Consider the following 22746-nt stretch of genomic DNA (forward strand, 5'->3'; position numbering starts at 1 on the left):
GGGGTAAGCGACTCCCGCTTCCCGAACTGCGGGTCGCTTCTATTCCAGAGTGAAAGGCATCCACATGACGACTAACGCAGTTGGAGCCCTGGACGCCAGGGACACATCCACCGCCACACAGCAGAAGTCCAAACCTGCCTTCGGCATCCTGACGGCCATCAGCACTTCGCACATGGTCAACGACATGATGCAGTCGCTGATTCTCGCGATGTATCCCATCCTGAAGGGTGAGTTCTCGCTCAGCTTTGGTCAGATCGGATTGATTTCGTTGACCTACCAACTCACTGCCTCGCTGTTGCAGCCGCTAGTGGGCCTCTTTACTGACCGTCGGCCGCAGCCGTATTCGCTACCCTTCGGGATGATGTCCACGCTGATCGGGCTGATTCTGCTGGCCTTTGCGCCCAACTTTGGTTTCGTGCTGCTGGCGGCGGCCTTGGTGGGTATCGGTTCGTCCATCTTTCATCCAGAGTCTTCACGCATCGCACGACTGGCATCGGGTGGGCAGCACGGCTTCGCGCAGTCGATATTCCAGGTGGGCGGCAACACCGGCACTGCCATCGGGCCGTTATTGGCGGCTCTTGTGATTGTGCCTTTTGGCCAGCGCAGCGTGGCCTGGTTCGGGCTGGCGGCAATGCTTGGCATCGGCCTCCTACTGTGGGTCAGCCACTGGTATGCCTCGCGCCACATCGCCACGGATGAGCGCAAGAAACTCACGATCGTGTCCCCCTATTCGCGCAAGGTGGTGATCGGCGCTACGGCGGTGCTGCTCGTGCTGATTTTCTCCAAGTACTTTTATCTGGCGGGTATCAGCAGCTTCTACACGTTTTACCTGATGGAGCGCTTCGGCCTGACGGTGCGAAACGCACAGCTATACCTGTTCTTCTTCCTGTTCGCCTCCGCGGTGGGTACGGTGCTCGGTGGCCCAATTGGCGACCGCATTGGACGCAAGCCGGTAATCTGGGTGTCCATCCTGGGCGTCGCGCCGTTCGCGCTTCTGCTGCCGCATGCCAATCTTTTCTGGACGACTGCGCTGACTATCGTCATTGGGTTGGTGTTGTCCTCTGCCTTCTCGGCGATTCTCGTTTATGCGCAGGAGTTGATGCCGGGCAAGGTTGGCATGGTGTCGGGACTTTTCTTCGGCTTCGCGTTTGGCATGGGCGGTCTGGGTGCGGCAGTACTCGGCATCCTCGCTGACCGGACCAGCATCGCATTCGTGTACCAGGCCATCGCTTACCTACCTCTGTTGGGCGTCGTGGCGGTCCTTTTGCCTAAGGGCATTCACAGGGCGTGATCGATGAAAAAAGAGGCTGCTGTTTTCGCACGCCCCTGACTCAAGCCTGTTTGCCAATCAAGACCAACTGTTCACATCATCCTATGCATATCGACACGCTCCTGATTCACGCGGCCCGCGAAAGCGCCGGGGCAGCGAACTCGGTCAACCCGCCACTTGTTCGCACATCGACCACCGTATTCGACACGCTCGCGGCCTACAAACAGGCGCAGCGTGGGCTGGTGTTCGATGGACCTCGTTACGGACGATCAGGTACGTCCACTACATACGAACTGCAGCGCGCGTTTGCGACGCTGGCTTGCACTGAGACCTGCATCGCCACAAGCTGCGGACTTTCCGCAATAACTGCGGTGCTTGGAGCGCATGCAGGTCCCGGACGGCACATCCTGCTTAGTGATGGTGTCTACGGACCGACACGTGTGTTCTGCGAGAAGGAACTGGCTTTAACCGGAACTTCCGTAGAGTTTTTCGCAGCCGGTGTCGATGTAACCTCTCTACTACGTGACAACACCAGTCTTGTATTCATCGAAACGCCTGCTTCGTTGACGATGGAAATGTTTGATGTGGGCGCAATCTGTACCGCTGCCCATGAGCGTGGAATTGTGGTGGCGTGCGACTCCACGTGGGGAACGCCGCTATTTTTTGACGCACACAAGCTCGGAATTGACATCTCCGTGCACGCCGCCACCAAGTTCATCAACGGGCACTCTGACCTGCTGCTTGGCCTCATCACCGGCACCCTGGACGCGCTGTCGGCTGTTCGTGCTTACTGTGATCGCAGCGGCGCTCACGCTGCCCCCGATGCCTGCTGGCTCACGATGCGTGGATTGCGCACACTGGCTGTGCGTCTGGAACGCCATCAAAGCTCCGCACTCGCAGTTGCAAAATGGCTCCAAACTCAACCGATGGTCCAACGTGTGCTTTTCCCCGCGCTGGAAACTGACCCGGGTCATGCGCTGTGGCTCTCCCAGTTTTCGGGTGCAGCGGGTCCGTTCACGATTGAGCTCGCTCCTTGTAGCGAAGCCGCGTTTGCCCGTTTTATCGACGGTCTTTCGCTCTTCAGTCTGGGGACGAGCTGGGGTGGCTTCGAAAGTCTGGTCATGCCCGCGGTGCCTCACCATCTGCGCGCTCTGCCCGGATCTGCCGATGCGCCACGACTTGTGCGGCTGCACATCGGATTGGAAGATTCCCAGGATTTGTGCAATGACCTGGCGAGCGCGCTATTCGTGATGCAGGCTGACGAAGCGTCGGCGCGGAGTCACTCCTAACGTCACGCGATGGTTTGCACAATATTGTTCCCGATATTCGCGTAAGGCCATTCCTCGAGTGCTTTTGAAGTTTTCAGAAATGGCCCGTGAGAGCCGGGTTGCGGTCGTTCGAGTGCCGTAGCACCGAACTGGTTCGCGCGTTCATCGCGAACCAGTTCGGCACTGAGCCATCTCACTGCGCCCGAACTTCGATGGAGACCCGCCTGTCCGGTTGAAGACAAGCGATGACTGCCCTGCTCCCGCCGTCCGGACATTGAGTTGTTGAATCACGGGACCCGACTCCCGTCGCATGAATCACCTCACCGTCGAGCCCACGTTTGATCATGTATTCCCTTATCGTCTCCGCACGGGCCAGCGACAACGGCTGGTTGAGCGCATCTGACCCGAGGCGGTCGGTATGGCCTACGACCGAAATGGACTGAACACCCGTTCGCTGCCTGATACGCGCGATGACCTGCTCGAGTTTGGCCGCGCCGCCCGGCAAAATCGAAGCCAGACTGGACTGGCCGAAAGCAAACAGGGCATCGGTTTGCAACACGAACTGATCGACCGTTTGCGCCACAGGCGCCACCGGTTGCGCGGCCGCCGCAGCCGGGGTAGTCGGCGCGTCACCACACGCGAAGGTCAGCCGCCGCGTGACATCGGTTTCATCATTGTCTGGCAGAAGGCGTCCGACTTTCTGCAGCGGGCGAACCGGTTCTCCCTGACATATCCGCTCGGCGACCTTCATGCAGGTAGCAGGTCCTTCGAATATCCCATGACATTCGACCTGATGAAGCCGCGAGCCATCCGCGGCCGTGACCGTATATGCGTTAAACGTCGGCCCGGAAGCACTCGAACACCCCGCAAGAAAAACCAGGCTCAGCGATAAACTCCATCCAGAAAGCTGCTTCATTGTGTTCTCCATACTATTTTTTCGCACGTCCGGTTCGGCGCACGATCACGTTGTCCGCACTTGAGCGAAGGCGTCTGCGCTCTACCATTGCATGGCTGCACCCATCCCGAAGGTTGTGCCGCCGGGGCTCATACCGACGCCTGCTTTCATCTTGATGTTTTCGGTGATACGCGCGGTTCCGCCGAGCGCGACGGCCTGATAGCCGCGGAAGCCCGCCGTGCCGATGCCAAACGACAACGTCTTGTCCTTGTCGACCTCCGGAATCATCGTCAATGCCGTCGCCGCGGCAATGCCGGAATAAGCATTGCGCGCGACGGAGTTGATTCCCGACTGCAGTTGGTCCACCCGTTGATCGGTATAGGCATTGGCCTGTGAGAGCCCGGCATTGAGCTGGTCCACGTTGACTGCGTCCGTCCCCTGCGTTCCCGCAGCCACATTTGCCACCTGCCGCGTATCGTTAAGCGAGCCGACGGACACCACGTTGCTTCGGCCTCCGTCCGAGCTATTGGAACCCAGCGCCACCGAGTTATTGCCACTCGCGGCGGCTCCAACGCCTACCGCGGTCGCGCCATTCGCGCTGGCTTGCGAACTGTTGCCGACCGCCGTGCTATTCGAGCCGGAAGCTACCGAGCCCTGCCCGCCCGCCGACGAATTCGAGCCCGTGGACGCGGGTGAAGAACCCGGAGTGGACGAGAACGGGGCGCCACCGCCACCGCCCCCGCTTTGATTGTTGATCAGCGTGGTCAACTGCGTGGTGACTGCGGCAAGCTGGCTTACGTTGACCGCATCGGTTCCAGCCTTGCCGGCTGCCACGCCGGTGATCTGCCGATTGCCGATGTTGACCTCGCCCGCGGACGACTGCGGACTGCTCAGTCCGTACGCAATGTAGTTGCTCAACGCGCCAACCGTGGTCACCGATCCCGCGCCCAGCGCAACGCTGTTTGTCATCGACGCGTTCGCGCCGGAGCCCATCGCGACTGCATCGACGGCGCTGCTTTGCGCCCCCGAGCCGATCGCAATGCCGCCGGCATTCGCAGCCTTCGCGTTCACCCCTTGTGCAATCGACTGGGCGCCACTTGCGATCGAACCGCTGCCGAGCGCAATCGCGTCGGCCTGTGCCGCATTCGAACTTTCGCCGATTGCGACGCCGCCCGGTGCGGTTGAATCGACGATAGCGCCGTTGCCAATGCCCACGCCGTTGTCACCGTTGACCACCGTCGTCGGTCCGACGGCAATCGACTGCGCGCCGACCGCCAGCGAATCCGCCGCCGTCGAATTCGCGTGAAAGTACATCTGTCCGGTCACGGAGAACGAAGACAGCGCTCCCGCAAGCTGCCGGATGGTGACCGCATCCTGTGCCTGCGTCCCGTCCGCGACGTTGGTCAACTGGCGATACGTGTTGCCGGCCGCGCTGCCGAAAGATACTGCGCCGAGCAAGGTTTGATCCGACGTGTTGAAGGGAATCGCATGCGAGCCATTCGCAATTGAACCGATACCGGACAGGACCGCGCGATTGGACACCGATCCCGAGCCGATCGCGACCCCGCCCGCCACCGAGGCGCTCGACAGAGCGCCCAGCGCAAGCGCGTCGTTCGCCTGTGCGGCAGCGCCGTTGCCGCCAGCGAAACTGCTCACGCCGGCGGCCGTCGCCCCGACGCCCGCCGCCAACGCATTGGTGCCGGTTGCGCCATCGTTGTTGTAGTTGCCGCCCTGCGTGCCGCCATCGTTGACGCTGTAGTAGTGCGTCTTGCTGGCTGTGACCGTGCTCGCAAGACTGTTGATCGCCTGGTCACTCGCATATAACTGCGAACCGTTCACCGCATCGGTGCTGGTCGCGTTCACCCGGCCCGCCGCCACGTTCGTCACCGTACGCTCGTTACCTGCGCTGCCCACGCTCACCGTGCTTGCCGGGGCAATCCCTGCGTATGTGTAGGCCGTGCCGTTGATCGTGTCGCCAGTCGTTGCCACTGCAGCAGCCGTGGTCGAGCCACTGCCCAGCGCAACGGCATTGGCGTTATTGGCCACCGCGCCCTGACCCAGGGCCGTGCTGTTCGCGCCGGCCGCGGTGGCGGCCACGCCTGCCGCAAGCGCGTTGGTGCCGGTGGCGCCGTCGTCGGCGTAGTTGGCACCCTGAGTACCGCCGTCGTTGACGCTGTAGTAGTGCGTCTTGTTGGCGGTGATCACCGTGGACAGACTGCTGACTGCCTGATCGGTCGCATACAGCTGCGAGCCGTTCACCGCGTCGGTACTGCTCGCGCTCACCCGGCCCGCCGCCACGTTGGTCACCGTGCGCTCGTTACCCACGCTGCCCACGCTCACCGTGCTCGTCGGGGCAGTCCCGGCGTACGTGTAGGCCGTGCCATTGATCGTGACGCCGGTCGTCACCACCGCTGCGGCGGTTGTCGATGCGCTGCCCAGCGCCACACTGTTGGCGAACGTCGAGCTCGCCCCTGCGCCAAGCGCTACGGCGTCCGTGGCGCTACTCTGCGCGCCTGAACCCACTGCCACACCGCCCTGGTTAGCGGCATTCGCGTTGGCGCCTTGCGCGATCGACTGCGCACCGCTCGCCACCGCGCCGCTGCCGAGCGCCATTGCGTCGGCCGCGGCCGAATGCGTTTGCTGGCCAATCGCGAGACCGCCGGGCGCCGTCGCATCGACGACTGCCCCGTTGCCGACACCGACACCGTTGTCTCCGTTGACGACGGTCGTCGGTCCAACAGCAATCGACTGCGCGCCCACGGCCAGCGAATCGGCCGCCGTCGAATTCGCGTGAAAATAGTTCGTGCCCGTCACCGAGAACGATGACAATGCGCCCGCGAGTTGCCTGACGGTGACTGCGTCTTGCGCCTGCGTGCCGTCGGCGACATTGGTCAACTGGCGGTAAGCCGTGCTAGTGCCAACGGACACCGCACCCAGCAAAGTCTCGTCGGAGGTATTGAACGGAATCGCGTGGGAGCCGTTGGCGATGGATCCGACGCCGGGCAGAACCGTTCGATCGGAAACCGATCCCGATCCAATCGCCACGCCGCCAACGACCGAAGCAGTCGCCTGCAGGCCGAATGCTGTTGCGTTGTTCGCCAGCGCCTGGGCACCATTGCCCAGTGCCGTACTGCTTACCCCCGAAGCCAGCGCGCCGACACCCGCAGCGAGGGCGTTCACGCCAGTGGCGCCGTCGTCGGCGTAGTTGGCGCCTTGTGTGCCGCCGTCGTTGACGCTGTAGTAGTGCGTCTTGTTGGCGGTTACCGTCGAGGAAAGCGCGTCGACCGCCTGATCGGTCGCGTACAACTGCGACCCGTTCACCGCGTCGGTACTGGCCGAGTTCAACTGACCCGCGGCAACATTCGTCACGGTGCGTTCGGCACCCACTTTGCCGACGCTGAGCGTGCTCGCCGGCGTGGTGCCGGCAAACGTGTACGCGGTCCCGTTGATCGTCGCGCCTGGCGTCCCCACCGCGGCAGCCGTCACGCTTCCCGCACCCAGCGCTATCGAACCGGCGTTGGTGACGGTGGCGCCGGAGCCAATCGCAACGCCTTGCGTCGCCGCGGCCGACACCGTTGCAGCGTCGCCGAACGCAACCGAACCGGCATTGTTCGCTTGCGACGCATTGCCGAGCGCGACGGCGCCCTGCCCGGTCGCTGTATTGGCATTGCCGAGCGCCACCGCGCCCTGGCCGTTGGACGTATTGTTCGCGCCCATGGTTATCGCACCGGTGCCGATCGCCGAGTTCGGATCGCCGATGGCAACCGCGCCGTTACCGCTGGCCGTATTGCCTACGCCGATCGACACGGCCTTGCCGCCCGTAGCGGTTGCCGTCTGACCAATCGCTATGGCGCCGGCCGTGTTCGCGGTTGCCCCGGCACCCTGGGCGATCGAATTGCCGCCCGTGGCTTGAGCCCCGTTGCCCAGGGCAATGTCGTTGGCCGTCGTCGGTGCGCCGTTCACGCCGGCCACCGCATTCAGACCCTGGGCGATCGAATCGTTGCCGAACGCATTGGCCGCCGGTCCCACTGCGATTGCGTCAGTGCCGGTGGGAACGCTGTCCGCCAGCACCGAATTGGTGTGGAAATATTTGATCCCGCCGCCATTGTTGATATTCGAAATCGCTGTCGTATTGGCTGTGACCTGCTGGTTGGTGGCGAAAAGCTGGGAGCCGTTCACGGCATCCGTGCTCGTCGCGTTCAAAGCGGCCGGCGCCATGTTGGTGATGGTCACCGGAGACCCGGCTCCCGCGCCGCCGGTCGCACCGAGCGTGATCTTCGTACCGCCCGCCGCGTCGTACTTGACCGCGATGTTGGCCGTGTTGTCGATATTCGTATTCAGCGCGCTCAACGCACCGGCAACCGTCGTTTGCGGCGTGGGTCCGCTGACGGCCCCGGTCGTGCTGACGGTGTTGACCGGCTGGCTAAAGCCGGTCAGATCGCCGGTCGCCGCGCTATAGCTGGCGCCGCCGCCCAAGGTACCCGCTGTCGACGCGCCGAGATTATTGACGCCGGTGACAACCGTATTCAGCTGCGAGCCGTTGATTGCGTCTGTGCTGGCAGCCGAGATCACGCCCGCGGCCACGTTCTGCAATTGCCGCTCCTTCCCAGCGGAGCCAACCGACACCACGCCATTGGCCGCGCTCGCGATGCCCGCCGCCGTGCCCCCGTAAAGCGCAGTGGTGCCCGTATGCGGCGCTGCGGTTGTACTGCCCGCACCCAACGCGACGTCGTTTGCGTTGCTGGCTGACGCGCCGGCACCCAGCGCAATCGCGCGAGCCTGGTTGGCCACCGCCGAATCGCCGAGCGCCAGCGCGCTCGCGCCGTTCGCATTGCTCGCGTTGCCCAGCGCGACCGCGCCTTGACCATTGGCGGTGTTGCCGTTGCCCTGCGCGACCGCGCCATTGCCCGTGGCGGTATTGTCCGCACCCACGGCGACCGCACCATTGCCGGTCGCGGTATTGGGATCGCCAATCGCGACCGCGCCGTTGCCGCTGGCAGTCTGCGCCTGACCGAGCGCCACTGCGCCCGTGCCACCGAGTACCTGGGAGTTATGGCCGCCGGCGAACGAACCCGCGCCGGCGGCGGCAGCGACGGTGCTGCCGTCGCCGATGGCGACCGTGGAGGCGGCGAGCGCACTTGCGGCATTGCCGATGGCAGAGGCATTGGCCGCGTTAGCCGTCGCGGAGGTACCCATGGCGAGGGCATCAGTGTTAGCCCCTGTCTGAGCCGAGTCGCCTATCGCAATGGACGATGAGCCAGCCGAGTTCGCGCCGGAGCCGATCGCAATGGCGCGAATGCCTGACGCCGCGGCGCCCGCCACCGTCGCCGGAGTAGACGCACCACCTTCCGCGACGGAATCCGCTCCGCCCACCGCTATTGCATTTGCACCACTCGCTTTGGAGCCGTTCATCATGCCGAGCGAGTTGAGCCCTGAGGCGGCGGCGCCCGCCCCTAATGCCACCGCATTCTGTGCCGAGGCGTTGGCCACTGTGCCAGCTGCCAGCGACGAGGGACCGGACGAAGCCACGTCCGTGCCAATGCCAATCGCACCCGCCGCCGTTGCGCCCGTGCCTGCGACAGAACGCGGCCCGAGATAAATGGCGTTGAGGCCGCTGGCAATCGACTGAAAGCCGACAGCGACAGCGTGCGTCCCGGAGGCTGTCGCGATATAACCCATCCCGACGGCGCCAGGCCCGCTCACCAACGCCTGGAAGCCAATCGCGGTGGCATAGTCGGCGTTAGAGGTGACGTCGGTGCCAATGGCAATGGACGCAGTTCCCGTCGAACCGGTGCCTGCAGCGGTGCGCGCTCCGAGATAAACGGAGTTGGCACCGGTGGCACTGGCGCCCGAGCCAACGGCTATACCGTTGGTCTGCGAGCCTGTGGCTCCGCTGCCCAATGCGACGGCGCCCGACGCGGCGGCGTTGGCGCTCGCACCCAGTGCAACGCCGTTATCTCCAGTTGCCTTCGCCAAGGGGCCGACGGCAGTCGACTGGTTGCCGCTCGAGACAGCGTCAACGCCAATCCCGATGGCCGCCGAGCCGCTAGCGGCGACATCGGTACCGATGCCAATCGCCGACTGCGCGGTCGCGCCGGTACCCGGAGCAGTGCGCGCGCCCACGTAAATGGCGTTGATACCATTGGCAATGGCCTGAAAGCCGAAGGACAAGGCATTAATGCCCGTACTGCTGGCCCCATAACCTACCGCGGTGGCTCCGCCGCCAGAGGCGGTAGACTGTTGGCCCACACACGTGGTGCTGCCACTATAGAAGTTATAAGGCGCCGACGCGCAGCTCAGCTGCGCCTGCGCCTGCGCGCCCCATCCCCCCAAACCCATCAACAACAGTACGGTGACGACACGGGGGCTGGAACCGTGCAACGCCGCAGCACCACATTCACCACATTCACAATGTTCAGCGCTGCGCCCATCGCATATGGAAGCAGCCGCCCCTGACTTTCCCTTGCCGCGCGATGTGTCCAACTCCGACGCGGCTACGAAGGCGCCGAGCGCCTTGTTCCAGATGGTCCGATATGCCTTGTTCATGTCGTTGCCTCACCAGGTAATTGAAATGAGAAGTTCCTAAGCACGAGCGTGTGCATGCATCCCGTTTATTCAGGATGCCTATTTATGGTGTTTAAAACGTCTCACTACGGCGCGCGTTGCTTCAGCGTTGGAACTGAGGCAAGTTGCTTCCGCCCTCGGTGAATGACGAATCCTGAGCGCGAGCGAATACCCATGCTGACGTAGGAATTCGCATGACTAAGTAGACGATGAGGGTCGGTCAGATGGCCAGTTTTCGGCTTGCCGGCCGCTGAGACGATCGACGAATGACGGGTTTATGAAGGCCCGAAGGGGTGTAGCGGAGGAAAGGCTGTCGCGTGGCGGAGCGCCAATTGCCGGCCAGACTGATGCGCTTTCTTCGCCGAGCCAGCGCCCGGCTCTGTTCCGACTGGGATATTCATCGTTACTGCCCCCTCAGTAGCCTGTTGCAACGTTCCCTCGGCTCGTGGCATGACAAATAGTCTTGCGCCAGGCTACACGCACCGTTTTTCTTTCTCGCAGCATTTTGCGCACTATGTGAGACAAAGGCCGCCAAGTTATTCCCACCAAATGCGACTTCTCTCTTTATTAAATCGTGTAATGGAAAGAAAGATAAGAGTCCGCGGGAACTTTCTCATAGGTCTTTTCATTTGTCTACAAAAAGCCTTTGCGATATCTGGGCATTGCGAAATTTAACAATTGACAGACCACGAACCCATTGCGAATTCGCCTTTTTGTCTGTGTCGCGCTCGACACAGCATGGCGTTTGCGGCGCGGCCATATATCACTACTACTGGGCTGCTGAGCCCTTCTGCGACAATCATCGATGGGTGGAACGTGATGGATTGCAAAATCCTTTCGCCTCTCCAAACAACCAAATTCCTGTCAGGATTTCCTTACGGAAAACCAAAGGCTTTTCATACTTTCCCCGGCACCTTTCTAAGTCAGTTTTATGAAACAATTCTTATTGATGAAATTCATGCGATACAGATAACGAAGACTCTTCCAGCCTCGCCATTGTTCTCACGCCCTCGTGAAAGTCAGAGAGCGAAAATGAAATGGAAATTCATATTCGTGGCACTGTGTTCCCGGACGCTTCTACTCCTTCAATATCTGCGCGCGCCAACTGATCCGTTTCTCGTAGAAGTAGGGGCGCCTTATCGAAGCATTTTCTTTTCGTGTCGCTTCGTACTTTTATGAACATGGTCTTCCTCTGCCAACTTCCGCGGCGCTTCTCCCGCTGCCGCAACACAAGGGCGACGGCGGCGGGATACCGACAAATTACTTACCAGCGATAGCCAACGCCCGCGCCTGCGCCCACTGAGCCGTGACCAGAGACGCCCGTGGTGACCGAGCCTTTAACCATCCACTTTTGCGTCGCGACCGAGAGACCCACAGCCATCGCGGACTGCCCGCCGTAGTTGCCGGCCGCGAGTGCTACAACCTTCTCACCCGGCAACACAGCTTGCGGCAAGTTCGCCATGGCGATTGCGGATGCTGTACCCGCGCTCGCGTCACGGCGATACTTCTGCATGTCATCGCGAACGCTGTTGATTGCACCATTCAGCTGTCGCACGTTGACCGCATCGGTCGGAGCCGTACCGTCTGCAACGTTGGTGATCTGACGCTCAGCACCCGGCGCACCAACCGAAACCGTGTTGTCCCGGTCTGCAACTGAATTTGCACCCAGGGCAACCGAATTATTCGCGCTCGCCTGGCTGTTGGTGCCGATTGCGGTCGAATCCGTGCCTGTGACTTTGGAATTCGTGCCGATTGCGGTTGCACGCGCAGCCGTGACAGTCGAGTTCGTGCCGATTGCCGTGCCATCCTGGCCCGAAACGTTCGAACCGTTACCGACCGCCGTTCCATTGGGAACGGATACGACCGAATTGTTACCCACTGCCGTACCTGTCGGGTCCGCAACCGTGCCATTCGAGCCGGATGTCGAAATCCTGTCGACGGTGGTGGTGATTGACGTCAGATTGCTCGAAAGTGCCGAGACTTGCGAGGCAATCGAGAAGAGTTGCGAGCCGTTCACCGCGTCCGTGCTCGTTGCGCTGATCTGGCCTGCGGCTACGTTTTGCAACTGATGTTCCTGACCGACCGCGCCGATACTTACGACGCCGGTTGGTGCCGCGCCCGCGAAACCGCCGAACGTCACGCCGTTCAGCGTGACGCTGCTCACGTTCGTTGCTGCCCGTGTGACGGCGCCGGAACCGAGTGCTGTCGATTCAGCGGTCGAAGCTGCGGCTGCGTTACCGATTGCGATTGAATTGGCGCCTGTTGCTTGAGTGAGCGTGCCCAGCGCGATCGCATTGGCCGATGCGGCATTCGCATTAAATCCGACTGCGATAGAAGTGACTGATGATGCGGTTGACGACTGACCAATTGCAATGGCCGATCCGCCACTCGCCACGCTGGAATTGCCGAGCGCCGTCGAGCTGCCGCCGCTTGCTGTCGCCAGGGGACCAATTGCCGTGGCGCTGTTGCTGCTCGCGTTTGCTCCGGTGCCTACGGCCACGGCAGATACGTTGCTTGCCGTTGAAGACTCACCAATAGCGATTGCATTCTGGGCAGTCGCCTGTGCGCGGGCAATTGCAACGCTACCGATCCCCGACGCAACGGAATCCACACCTATGGACGTAGCGTCAACCGCGCTCGCGTTCGCCTGAAAACCCACCGCCGTTCCGCCAGCGGCTGAACTATTGGTGCCGACCGCCGTTGAAAACTGAGCAGTAGTGTGTGCCAGAGCGCCAAGCGCAGTCGAGTCAGCATTTGCCGCGCTCGAACCACCGCCGAACGCCACTGCTCTGGTGCCGGTCGCGACCGAATTTGCGCCAACTGCAGTGGCGTTCTGGCCACTCGCAGTTACCGTATCACCCAGAGCGGTTGCAGCTCCGCCATTAGCGGTGACATTAATCCCGACCGCCGTATTCTGACTTGTGTTGCTCGCGTCACCCGCTACAGCGGGATTCGTGCCCCCTGTACTCGCGGACGGTGCCGTTGCACCCCCTATCGTTGCCGTCGTCCCACCGACCTCGCCGCCAACGGCAAGGTTATCTGCATGTGCATATCCAGCCGAGAGCGTGAGCGCCGTGAGTGCAGCCAGTGCCACTTTCGACTTCAGCGGTCGACCGACCTGCCCTATTTCCGCTTGTCCCGCTTCGCCCTGCACGCCGCGCTGCGTCTCCGCTGCCGCGACCAGTGCGCCAATTCGGCGATTCCAAACCAATTTATATCTGCTCTTATTCATTACGTTCCGTTCTCACTCGTCTAATGGCCAATAAAAGGATTCATGTCTGGTCTCCGTCACGCTCTATCTGAGTCTTTAGCTTGCCCATGCCGTCTGGTTTTTCCCGGCACGCCATCCGATAGCGGCGATCGCTGCAACGCGTCGACCGCCACAGTCAAGCCACTGGCACCCGTGGCCACAAATGTTTGAATTAGAAATTTTGTGTAAGGACGCGAAGAATTATGGGCAGCGTTACTGCCACAATCGTTTTGCCAGAGGGACGAAATCCTTTGCCGGAGGGAAAATTCTTTTGATATCCGTGCGGAAACCGCTCGATTTAAATTGAATTAACAATCTGATACGCTTCGCGGCTTTATGCTGGCGACCGATCCCGACGAGCCTCAAGCTGCGCAATCAGCCGCCGTTAACCAGACAGTTACCCGTCAGCTTCTTTCGCCTACACGATGTCGCCCCGAAACAGTGCCCTCACGGATGCCCATCTTCTTGTGGTAGACGACCAGCCGGACCAGCTTCGATTGCTAATTGATGTGCTGCGCAACGCTGGATGCCGGATCAGCGTCGGATTCGACGGGTCGCAGGCGTATCAACGAGCACTGGCGATTTCGCCCGACCTGATCCTGATGGACGTACGGATGCCGCGGATGGATGGATTCGCCGCCTGCCGGCTTCTTGCCGCGGATCCTCGCACCTCTGAGATTCCCGTCATATTTCTCACCGTGGCCGGTGACCTTCACGATCGGATCAACGGTCTGGAAATCGGTGGCGTGGACTATGTGCTCAAGCCATTCGAGGCGGACGAGGTACTTGCAAGGATTCGCGTTCACCTCGCCCGGACGCGCGGCAAACGGGATACGGAAGATGAGATATCCGCTTCGGACTTCACAGGCAACAGCGTCATCGTTCGCGCCGCCATTCGACATTTGTCGCAAAGGCTGAACGACGCGCCAACGGTCGAACAACTCGCGCGCCTGGTGGGGACCAATGAAAAACGACTGTCGCGTGCGTTCAGGGACAACCTGGGCCGGACAGTATTCGAGTATCTCCGGGACGAACGCTTGCGGATTGCGCAAAAGCTGTTGAGTAGTACGTCACTGAGTATCGCCAGCATCGCCGAAGAAATTGGTTTTTCCAGCGCTGCAAATTTCGCCACGGCGTTTCGTGAGCGATTTGGTACGCCCCCTTCAAGCTATCGGGAAGAATTTCGCAATCGGGATCTGGTTGATACCGCGGAACCCACCCTTGAGGCGGAGTAACGACATCATGACTACAGCTCGATGGCGCCGCTTACTGTTCTTATGTCTGAGCTGGTGGGCCACTCACTCTTTTGCAGTCGGTCTCGACACCACTGGGAAGCAGACGCAACGGGTTCCTACTTTGGACCAGGTGCGGGTATTCGAAGACGTCTCGGGCACGATGACGTTGGACGACATACTCACACTGTCCGCGGGAGCCACGCCAGCCACGCGAGGCTTCCTTCCCGTGCAAGGGAATCGACTCAAGCCGGGTTTCACCCACTCGGCATGGTGGCTCCGCGTGGCGGTGAGCAACGGTAGTTCAACGGACCTCCCACTCGTGCTCGTGTTCCAGGACGCGCGTCTCCAGAAAGTGGACTTTTACTCTGGGTACAGCAGCCACTGGACACATGACGGCATCGATCCCGCCCTCCCCACGTCCCGGTCGTTCTCGTCGCGGTATCCATTGGTCGATTTCACGCTCGCTCCCGGTGAACAGCGCCTTTTTCTCATCCGGGTAGCCAGCGATACCGCGATCACGCTCCAACCCAAGCTGTATACCGCAGCGGCATACGACGCGCTTGAGAAACGCGCAGCACTCTGGGACGGCGGACTGATTGGCGGAACGCTCGCACTCGCATGGTGCGCGCTGCTCATCGCCTATTTTTCCCGCAGTGCCTCGTTTCTCGTCCTGACAGCACTGTGTGCCATGACAGCGCTGTTCGAAGCCGCGGATCGCGGCTATACGAAGATATATTTGTGGCCGCTCGCAACCGAGTGGAGCGCCAGAAGTGTGACGGTACTCGGATGTGTTGCCGTCCTGCTGTTCATCGTCTTCATCTTACGCATCTCTCACAGCGAAAAGGCAAATCTGCCTGCGCGCTACATATTGTTCGGGTTTGCTTTGCTGGAGTGTGTCGCAGCGATAGGCGCCGCATTCGGCAATCTGTTCGTGTTCTCGCAAGTCGGCGTGTATGTCAATGCGCTGTTCGGCGTCTTCACGGTGATTATCGCTGCACACCTCGCGCGTCAGTCGACCCCCACCGCGCGGATCATGCTGCTCGTCATGATCTTTTCGCTGTTCAGCTTTGCGTTGCGCATGGTCGAAACGCTTGGCTCTTTGCCCACGGCGCTCGTCTGGTTGAAGTCCGACATTCATCCGAACCCCGTTGTTGCAATCATTGGTTTGGCCACCAACCTCATTGTGCTTGCAGCGTGGATAAACCACGTCGGAAAGCAGCGAATAGCGGCGAGGACCGAACTTGCAGACTGGCAAAGAACCGAACACGACCGGCTACGCGAGCAGGTTGCGCAGCGCACATTGGAATTGAATGAAGCATTGCTTTACGCCGAGGAGAAAAACCAGCAGCTGATCGAAACCTTGGGTTACGTGAGTCATGACCTCCGTGCGCCACTGGCTACGATCACGGGTTATGCCAGACAGTTGCGGGAACTGGCGGATTCGAAGCAGGTTAAACCGATCCAGGCAATCGAGCGCAGCGTGAACTATCAACTCGGCCTGATCGACGAACTGGTCGGGTACGCGAAAACTGAGTTGCAGCCGTTGGATATCGCCCCGGTCGCAACCGACCTGCCTGCACTTCTCAATGACATTGCCGAATACGCGCTCGCACTCTGCTCGCAGTTGAACAATCAGTTCAACTATCAGGCACTGACGTCGTTACCCCGTCGGCTGACGATCGATGGCCGCCGGCTGCAACAGGTATTGCTCAATCTGCTCTCGAACGCGTCCAAGTTCACTCGCGACGGCTTCGTCACGATGACGGTGAGCGCGCGCCTGCAGGACGATCAATGGCACATGAGTTTTGAAGTCGCTGATACAGGTATCGGCATCGACATTGAAGCGCAGTCGAAACTCTTTACGGCTTTTCGCCAGATACAGGCTGTGAACGGTAGCACGGGGCTTGGCCTTATCATTGCGCAGCGCATCGTCAACACCATGGGCGGCGACTTGCGCGTGTCAAGTACACCGCATCGCGGCACCTCGTTTACCTTCGAACTCATCGTTCCATCTGCGGCAGATGAGGAGGCGTTGCCGTCGAACATCGTCGCGCATTCTTCCAGCGGTTCTGCTCCTGTTCGCTCACAACGCAAACACGCAATCGCCGTTGCCGTTCCTCCAGAGAGCGATCGCCGGGAACTGGCCGTTCTTGCGAAAGACGGACGCCTGACTGACATAGAACGATGGATAGAAAACATGACCAACGCTCATCCCACATGTACCGCGTTTCTGACTGACATGCGGCATTGCCTCGAAGCGTTGGATTTCCTAGGCATCGAGGCTCTTGCTCTCGCACCACACAAAACATACGACGTCTCACGCGCCTGCTAACGTAGCCTGGCTGTTTTCAAGCTAGTGCAACTTTCGGCCGATATCCTCGAAACACTCGTGCGCAACGCAACGAAGAAAGACACGCCACTGAAGCGTGCGACGCTCACCGGGGACAAATAAGGCGGCGGCCGGATGGCTGTCGCTCCTTGACAAACGGCCGGCCGAGCAGGTTGCCAGCAAAACGGAGCAGCAGAAGATGGTGTGGACGATAGGCACGAGGCAGCGTGCGATCACAGTGACAGTGAAGGGGATATTTTGCGCAGCGACTGTGGGCCATGCGTACGCGCAGGTGACACAACCAGCGAAGGACACGCAAGCGACAAGCGTCGCGGGACAAGCCGATGTGAAACCCGGCGTCACGCTGTCGGAGATTAAAGTGGAAGACGCGGCAAACGCGGCGTCAGTCGGACTCGTCGGCAAACGCACCGCGACCGGCACGAAGACCGACACACCGATCGCCGAAGTTCCTCAAACGATCAACGTCGTCACTGCGCAGCAGATCGAAATGACCGGCGCGACCGACCTTAATCAGGCGCTGCGCTACTTGCCAGGCTTCGCATCGTTTGGATCCGACAGCCGCACAGACCTGTATGCGGTGCTGCGCGGCTTTACTCCCACCTTGTTCATCGACGGGTTGCAAGCGCCGAATACAACGCCCATTGCGAGTTGGCGCGTCGACCCGTACATGATCGACAGCATCACTGTGCTACGCGGGCCGACGTCGGTTCTGTATGGGGCAGGAGATCCGGGTGCGATCGTCGACGTGCAAACCAGACGGGCCGACGGCGAGCGCGTGCGCGAGGTGGACGTGCAGGTCGGCAACTACGCGCGCAAACAGATAATGTTCGACATCGGCGACACGCTCGACGCCGACGGTAAATACGCGTATCGCTTCGTGGGAGACGCGCGCGACGGCAACGCAGTGACCGGACCGCATGCGGACCAACGCGTCGCGCTTGCGCCGTCGTTTCGCTGGCGACCGGATGCTGGCACTTCGCTGACGCTCACGGCGACCTACCTGCAAGACTGGAATGATATTTCGCACAACTTCCTGCCTGCGCAGGGCACCGTCGTGCCAAACCCGAATGGGCAGCTGTCGCATGACGTCTACACGGGAGAACCGACATTCAATGACTACCGCAAGAAGCAATCGTCGCTCGGCTACCAGTTCTCGCACGACCTCGATTCCATCTGGACGTTAAACCAGAACCTGCGCTGGATGCACCTGTCGCTCAGCGACGCGTCGGTCTTTGGCGGCGGCTTTGCCCCGGGCAGCACGACCGATATCACGCGTTACGCAGGGCTGTTTCAGCCCAATTACAGCCGCTTCGACATCGACAACAACGCGCAGGCACGTTTTGGTACTGGCCAGCTCGAGCATACTGTGCTGCTCGGCTTTCAGTACAACCGGCAAACGACGACCGACAGCGTATCGCTCGCACTGGCGCCGGAGCTCAACCTTTACAACCCGGTCTACACGCCGATCACGACCGCGATCTTCTCGGGCCCGACGTCGCTCGGCCGCCAGGAGCAGTACACGACGATGAACACGTTCGGCGTGTACGCGCAGGACCAGGTCAAATGGAATCGCTGGACCTTGACGCTCGGCGGCCGCGAGGATTGGGTCAACACGCGCCTCAACGACTACGTGGCCCGTAAGCAGACCAACCAGGATGTCAGCGCGTTCTCGGGCCGCGTCGGCCTCACGTACCAGGGTGACTACGGGCTGTCGCCGTACATTGGCTATTCGACATCGTTCAATCCGGTCATCGGCGTAGACATGTTCGGCGGCGGATTGCCCGCGCCGACGCGCGGCAGGCAGATCGAGGCTGGCCTGCGCTGGCAGCCGGCCCACAAGAACCTGATGTTGAGCGCAGCCGTCTATCAGATCAACCAGACGAACGTCGTGACACCGGCGCCGACGAACCTCGATCCGACAGGAACGTCTTCCGTGCAGACCGGAGAGGTGCGTTCGCGCGGTATCGAGCTGAGCGCGGTCGGAAACGTGACGCGCGAACTCTCCATTATCGCGTCGTACATCTATCAGGACGTGAAGAGCGTAAAGGCAAACGACGCGTCGCTGAACAACTGGCCGGTCGACATTCCTCGCCCTCGCCAGATGGCGTCCCTGTGGACCGACTGGACATGGCATACAGGAGCGCTCGCCGGCTTCGGGATTGGTGGTGGGATCCGCTACCAGAGCTCGTCCGCCGGTGCGCCGGACAACTCGCTGACGGTCGCAAGCTATACGCTGTACGACGCGGCGCTCCACTATCAGATGCGCAACTGGCGTTTCACACTGAACGCGACAAACCTGTTCGACCGTCACTACATCAGCGGCTGCCAATCGTACTCGGTCTGCGCATTCGGCAACGAGCGAACCGTGCTAGCCAACGCGAAATACACCTGGTGACGAAGCATCCCCGATTTTTTGGGGGCGCGTCAGACAACGGCGCAACCGGCAGCGCCCCCGTGTTGCTTTAGTGCCCAGCGCTCTGACCGCCGTCGACGTGCAGAATTTCGCCCGTCACGAACGGCGCCGCATCCAGATACAGGATCGCGTTGACGATGTCGCTCATCTCGCCCATATGGCCCATCGGGTGAAGTGCGCCGAGCGCCCCGTGCGTTTCGGCTGAGTGCATCGGCGACTTGATGATGCCGGGTGAAACCGCGTTCGCACGGATGCCACGCTTCGCATATTCGATTGCGAGTGACTTCGTGGCGGCGTTCAGACCGCCTTTGGTCAACGATGCCAGCACCGACGGCACACCGTCGATAGCGTGGTCGGCCAGGGTCGTCGTGATGCTGACCACATGGCCACTGTTGTTCTTCTCCATCTCGGCGATCGCCAACTGCGTGATGTAGAAGAAACCGTTCAGATTCACGCCCGTCATCACAGCGTAGTCTTCTGAGGTATAGCTGGTAAATGGTTTGGCAATGAAGACACCGGCGTTGTTGACCAGCGTGTCGATGCGGCCGAAGCGCGCCACACCCTCGGCGATCACGCGACGCGCCGTCGCGGGATCGGCGATGTCCCCCGCCACGGTCACGATGTTGGGATCGTCGGACGGCGCGATACTGCGTGCCGTTGCGACGATGCGGTAATCAAGCTTGCGGAATGCCTTGACGGTCTCGGCGCCGATGCCTTGCGATGCGCCAGTAACAACTACGACCTTTTGCGACGTGCTCATGGAATACCTCGAATATTAGATTGGGCTTTCTTGCCCACCGGGCCGGTGGCTCCGATAGGTGCCTAATCTAGGTGTATTCACGCGCTGAGCAAACACCCGCTATGGACAAACTATTTTGCGTGAGCGGAACAAATGGGATCGACGGTGACGTCCTGTGCGAACGAATCGGGTGACTTGCCGTGGGTCGACGCGAGCCCCGCGCCCCTATCAGCCCTCGCCGCCAGGCACCGCGGCATTCAACACCAACGAAAGCGTGCCCACCAGAATGAGGCTCGATGCCCAGACTGCGTCCAGGTTGAACCAGCTCCGTGACACGAACTTGAGCCCGAGGTAGCGATAGACCAACCAGGCCAGCAGCCCGCCGACGGCGATCATGGCGGTCGCATGGACGCCTGAGACAAGCAGCGCCATGCCCAGATTGGCGTCGATCAGGGTGCGCGCGGCCTGATGCCCACGGTCCATGTCGTAGGACCGGCAAAGGCCGAGGTAGATCGGCACCAGCATCAGTCCAGCGCCGTGCGCGATAGCAACGGCGAAGGACCAGAGCGCAAGCCGCGACGGCGGGATACGCGCGAGTACCCGCGGATGGCGCCGCCAGATCAGAAGGCAGACGCCAAAGCCGATGACCAGCACACTCGCGCCGATCTGGATCTCGCGCTGCCAGGTGAGCAGCATCGCCAGCATCGCGAAGGGCACGATCACTACGAACATGGCCAACACATGCCCCGCCGCGAGATACAGAAGCGCGGAGAACAGCGCCCGAGCACGTTTGTCCATCAGCCCGCTCGAAACGGCAAGCGGCCATCCCATCGCCGGGTTGAGCCCGTGATAGAGGCCGCTCGCCGCGACGGCTAACCAGAGGCCGGTCTGCGGCCAGCCGCTCCCAATCAAATCCCCACCGACGGGTAGCAAAACGAATCGGTCGAGCAGTCGCCGCCTTCGAGCCGGATCTGGTGAGCCCGGTACCCGTCGGGAAAGTCGACCCAGTAGTCGTCGGCTAGCGCAAGGCCGCCGCCCGGTTCAGCCCGCGCCATGACCTGTGCCGCGGGCACGCCGTCGGGGTAGAACTGGTTGTCCCACGTCGAGTAGAGCGAGTTGGTCCAGTAGACACGTTTCCCGTCACGGCTGATCTCGACCATCTGCGGACCACCCGCGAAGGTTTGACCGTTCGGGTGAGGCGTGCGCCGCACGATCCCACCGATGTGGACCGATCCTGTGAGCTTCGGCTTGCGGGGTTCCGTCACGTCGTACTGGCGCATTTCGCCGGTCCCCCAACAGGCGACGTACAGGAATTTGTCATCGATGGAGAGATCGATATCGGTGACGAGCGGCGGCACCGCGCCGAATCCCTGAAGCAGGGGCGGAAGCAGTTCTGGGTCCGCCGGCTCGGGCGGAATCGTCGCGGTTTTCTCGATGTGAAACTTTCCATCCTCCCGCCACCAGGTCCAGATCGATCCTTCTAGGTTCGTCGTATCCACCACCACGCCGATGAAGCCGTATTCGCGGCTGGGATCGTGCGCGGGCCGTACTTCGAGGCCCATTTGATGGTTGGCGCCGAGGTCGATCGTCTGCACGTTGCGCCTCGCCCGCAAATCCCAGAAGTGGATGTGGTGCCCGTACTTGTTCGAGAGAAGATCTTCGGGGACGATCCCATTCTCGAATTGCGGCGGCAACGCCCACTCGCTCGACACCATGTAGTCGCGCGGCAGGTTCCACCAGAAATCGTAGTGTTTTTCCTGGAGCCCACGGTCGATTTCCCAGCGGCCGAGAACCTCGAAGGTCTCGCAGTCCATGATGAAAATCCCCGGCGGCCCGTCTGTGCCATCCTTCCCCGCGCCGCCGAGCGTGCTGACGTAGATGCCTTCAGGTCCGCAATGAACCGTGTGAGGACGCGAGTAGCCCGTCTTGCGGAAGATTTCCTCGGGTTCGATGATCTTGTGGATTTTCGCCTGCGTCGGATGGGGCTTGGTATCCACGATGTAAATGCGCGAGGAGCGCATGCCCGGAATGATCAGATAACGCCGTTCGAGGAAGGCGTGGCCGGTCAGCGGCGAGAGTGACGACGAGCACGCATTCCAGCCAAAGTGATGAAATTCGTCCCCCTTGTTCGGCACCGGCACCGTGTGAACCACCTGGCTGTAAGTGGGCGATCCGGGCTTCACGTCGACAACAGCGAGCGCATCGGGCTGCGAGAAATCGGGACTGAGCAGCAGCGTGTAAGCGAAGTCTTCCGCTGGCGCGTCCATGGCGAGTTTCGGCGATGCGTGGAACGTAGGATCTGGGCGCATTCCCATGACGGGGTCCTCCTGTCGATCTGGTTCGGGGCCGGTCGCGGCGAGAGCGACCGGTTATTTCGCCAACTTCAGCGCGCTTCGCCGTTCGGCATACTCAAGCGCGTTGCTGCACTCTCATTGTCGCGCCGTCGGACCGTCAGTGCCGCACGCCCCAACGCCGAACGCTCACGCGCTCGAGCATATCGAACACCAGATGCTCGATCAGCAGGCCAATCACGACGACCGCAGCCAGCCCGGCGAAAACGCGATCCGTATACAACTCGTTGCGATTCTCAAAGATATACCACCCAGGCCCACTGCTGCCGGAACTCGCTCCGAATACGAGTTCCGCGGCGATAAGTGTGCGCAACGCAAAGGCCCAGCCCACGCGCAAGCGGCCACAGCGCGATGGAAGGCAACAGGTTGAACATCGCCGTCAGCACGTATCGTGGTTGTGGCGGGCCGCGT

11 protein-coding genes and 1 pseudogene are annotated in these 22746 nt (G+C 61.2%); 5 read left to right on the forward strand and 7 right to left on the reverse strand.

The features are described 5' to 3' along the window. Positions 1–64 precede the first annotated feature (64 nt). Positions 65–1291 carry an MFS transporter gene (locus R8871_RS36060; protein WP_175054701.1) on the forward strand — a complete coding sequence of 409 codons (1227 nt, stop codon included), beginning with the start codon at positions 65–67 and terminating at the stop codon, positions 1289–1291. Further along, positions 1288–2559 (forward strand): trans-sulfuration enzyme family protein, encoded by a 1272-nt coding sequence (locus tag R8871_RS36065; protein ID WP_246287999.1) that lies wholly within the window; start codon positions 1288–1290, stop codon positions 2557–2559. The genes R8871_RS36060 and R8871_RS36065 overlap by 4 nt, the downstream gene beginning before the upstream one ends. 172 nt (positions 2560–2731) lie before the next feature. On the opposite strand, the gene R8871_RS36070 is transcribed toward R8871_RS36065, so the two are convergent. The 3 genes from R8871_RS36070 to R8871_RS36080 all read right to left on the reverse strand — a co-directional run bounded on the left by R8871_RS36070 (position 2732) and on the right by R8871_RS36080 (position 13229). Next, complete coding sequence (locus R8871_RS36070; RefSeq protein ID WP_175054681.1) at positions 2732–3454, reverse strand: OmpA family protein; 723 nt, start codon at positions 3452–3454, stop codon at positions 2732–2734. 81 nt (positions 3455–3535) lie between these two features. Beyond that, positions 3536–9979, reverse strand: a complete 6444-nt coding sequence (locus tag R8871_RS36075; protein WP_175054682.1) for an ESPR-type extended signal peptide-containing protein — start codon at positions 9977–9979, stop codon at positions 3536–3538. A gap of 1282 nt (positions 9980–11261) precedes the next feature. Beyond that, positions 11262–13229: a YadA family autotransporter adhesin gene (locus R8871_RS36080; protein ID WP_175054683.1), complete on the reverse strand. Its 1968-nt coding sequence runs from the start codon at positions 13227–13229 to the stop codon at positions 11262–11264. A 443-nt stretch (positions 13230–13672) separates the two neighbouring features. Between R8871_RS36080 and R8871_RS36085 the strand changes: the two genes are divergently transcribed. From R8871_RS36085 to R8871_RS36095, 3 genes are all read left to right on the forward strand, one after another. Beyond that, a complete protein-coding gene (locus R8871_RS36085) occupies positions 13673–14482 on the forward strand; it encodes a response regulator transcription factor (protein WP_175054684.1) in 810 nt (269 codons plus the stop codon). A 7-nt stretch (positions 14483–14489) separates the two neighbouring features. Then, complete coding sequence (locus tag R8871_RS36090; RefSeq protein WP_175054703.1) at positions 14490–16814, forward strand: sensor histidine kinase; 2325 nt, start codon at positions 14490–14492, stop codon at positions 16812–16814. Between the two features lie 196 nt (positions 16815–17010). Next, the gene (locus R8871_RS36095) at positions 17011–19227 is read left to right on the forward strand and encodes a TonB-dependent siderophore receptor (protein ID WP_175054685.1); all 2217 of its coding nucleotides are present in this window, start codon (positions 17011–17013) and stop codon (positions 19225–19227) included. 67 nt (positions 19228–19294) lie between these two features. On the opposite strand, the gene R8871_RS36100 is transcribed toward R8871_RS36095, so the two are convergent. From R8871_RS36100 to R8871_RS36115, 4 genes and pseudogenes are all read right to left on the reverse strand, one after another. Beyond that, positions 19295–20005, reverse strand: coding sequence for an SDR family NAD(P)-dependent oxidoreductase (locus R8871_RS36100; RefSeq protein WP_175054686.1), 711 nt, complete (start codon positions 20003–20005; stop codon positions 19295–19297). Between the two features lie 207 nt (positions 20006–20212). Then, the gene (locus tag R8871_RS36105; RefSeq protein WP_175054687.1) at positions 20213–20896 is read right to left on the reverse strand and encodes a hypothetical protein; all 684 of its coding nucleotides are present in this window, start codon (positions 20894–20896) and stop codon (positions 20213–20215) included. Continuing rightward, the gene (locus R8871_RS36110) at positions 20893–22299 is read right to left on the reverse strand and encodes a selenium-binding family protein (RefSeq protein ID WP_175054688.1); all 1407 of its coding nucleotides are present in this window, start codon (positions 22297–22299) and stop codon (positions 20893–20895) included. The genes R8871_RS36105 and R8871_RS36110 overlap by 4 nt, the downstream gene beginning before the upstream one ends. A 136-nt stretch (positions 22300–22435) precedes the next feature. After that, positions 22436–22693 (reverse strand): annotated as a pseudogene (locus tag R8871_RS36115) (ABC transporter permease); the annotation flags it as partial. Positions 22694–22746: the final 53 nt, after the last annotated feature.

It is taken from the genome of Paraburkholderia sediminicola (assembly GCF_902859805.1).
GTDB classification, from domain to species: domain Bacteria; phylum Pseudomonadota; class Gammaproteobacteria; order Burkholderiales; family Burkholderiaceae; genus Paraburkholderia; species Paraburkholderia sediminicola.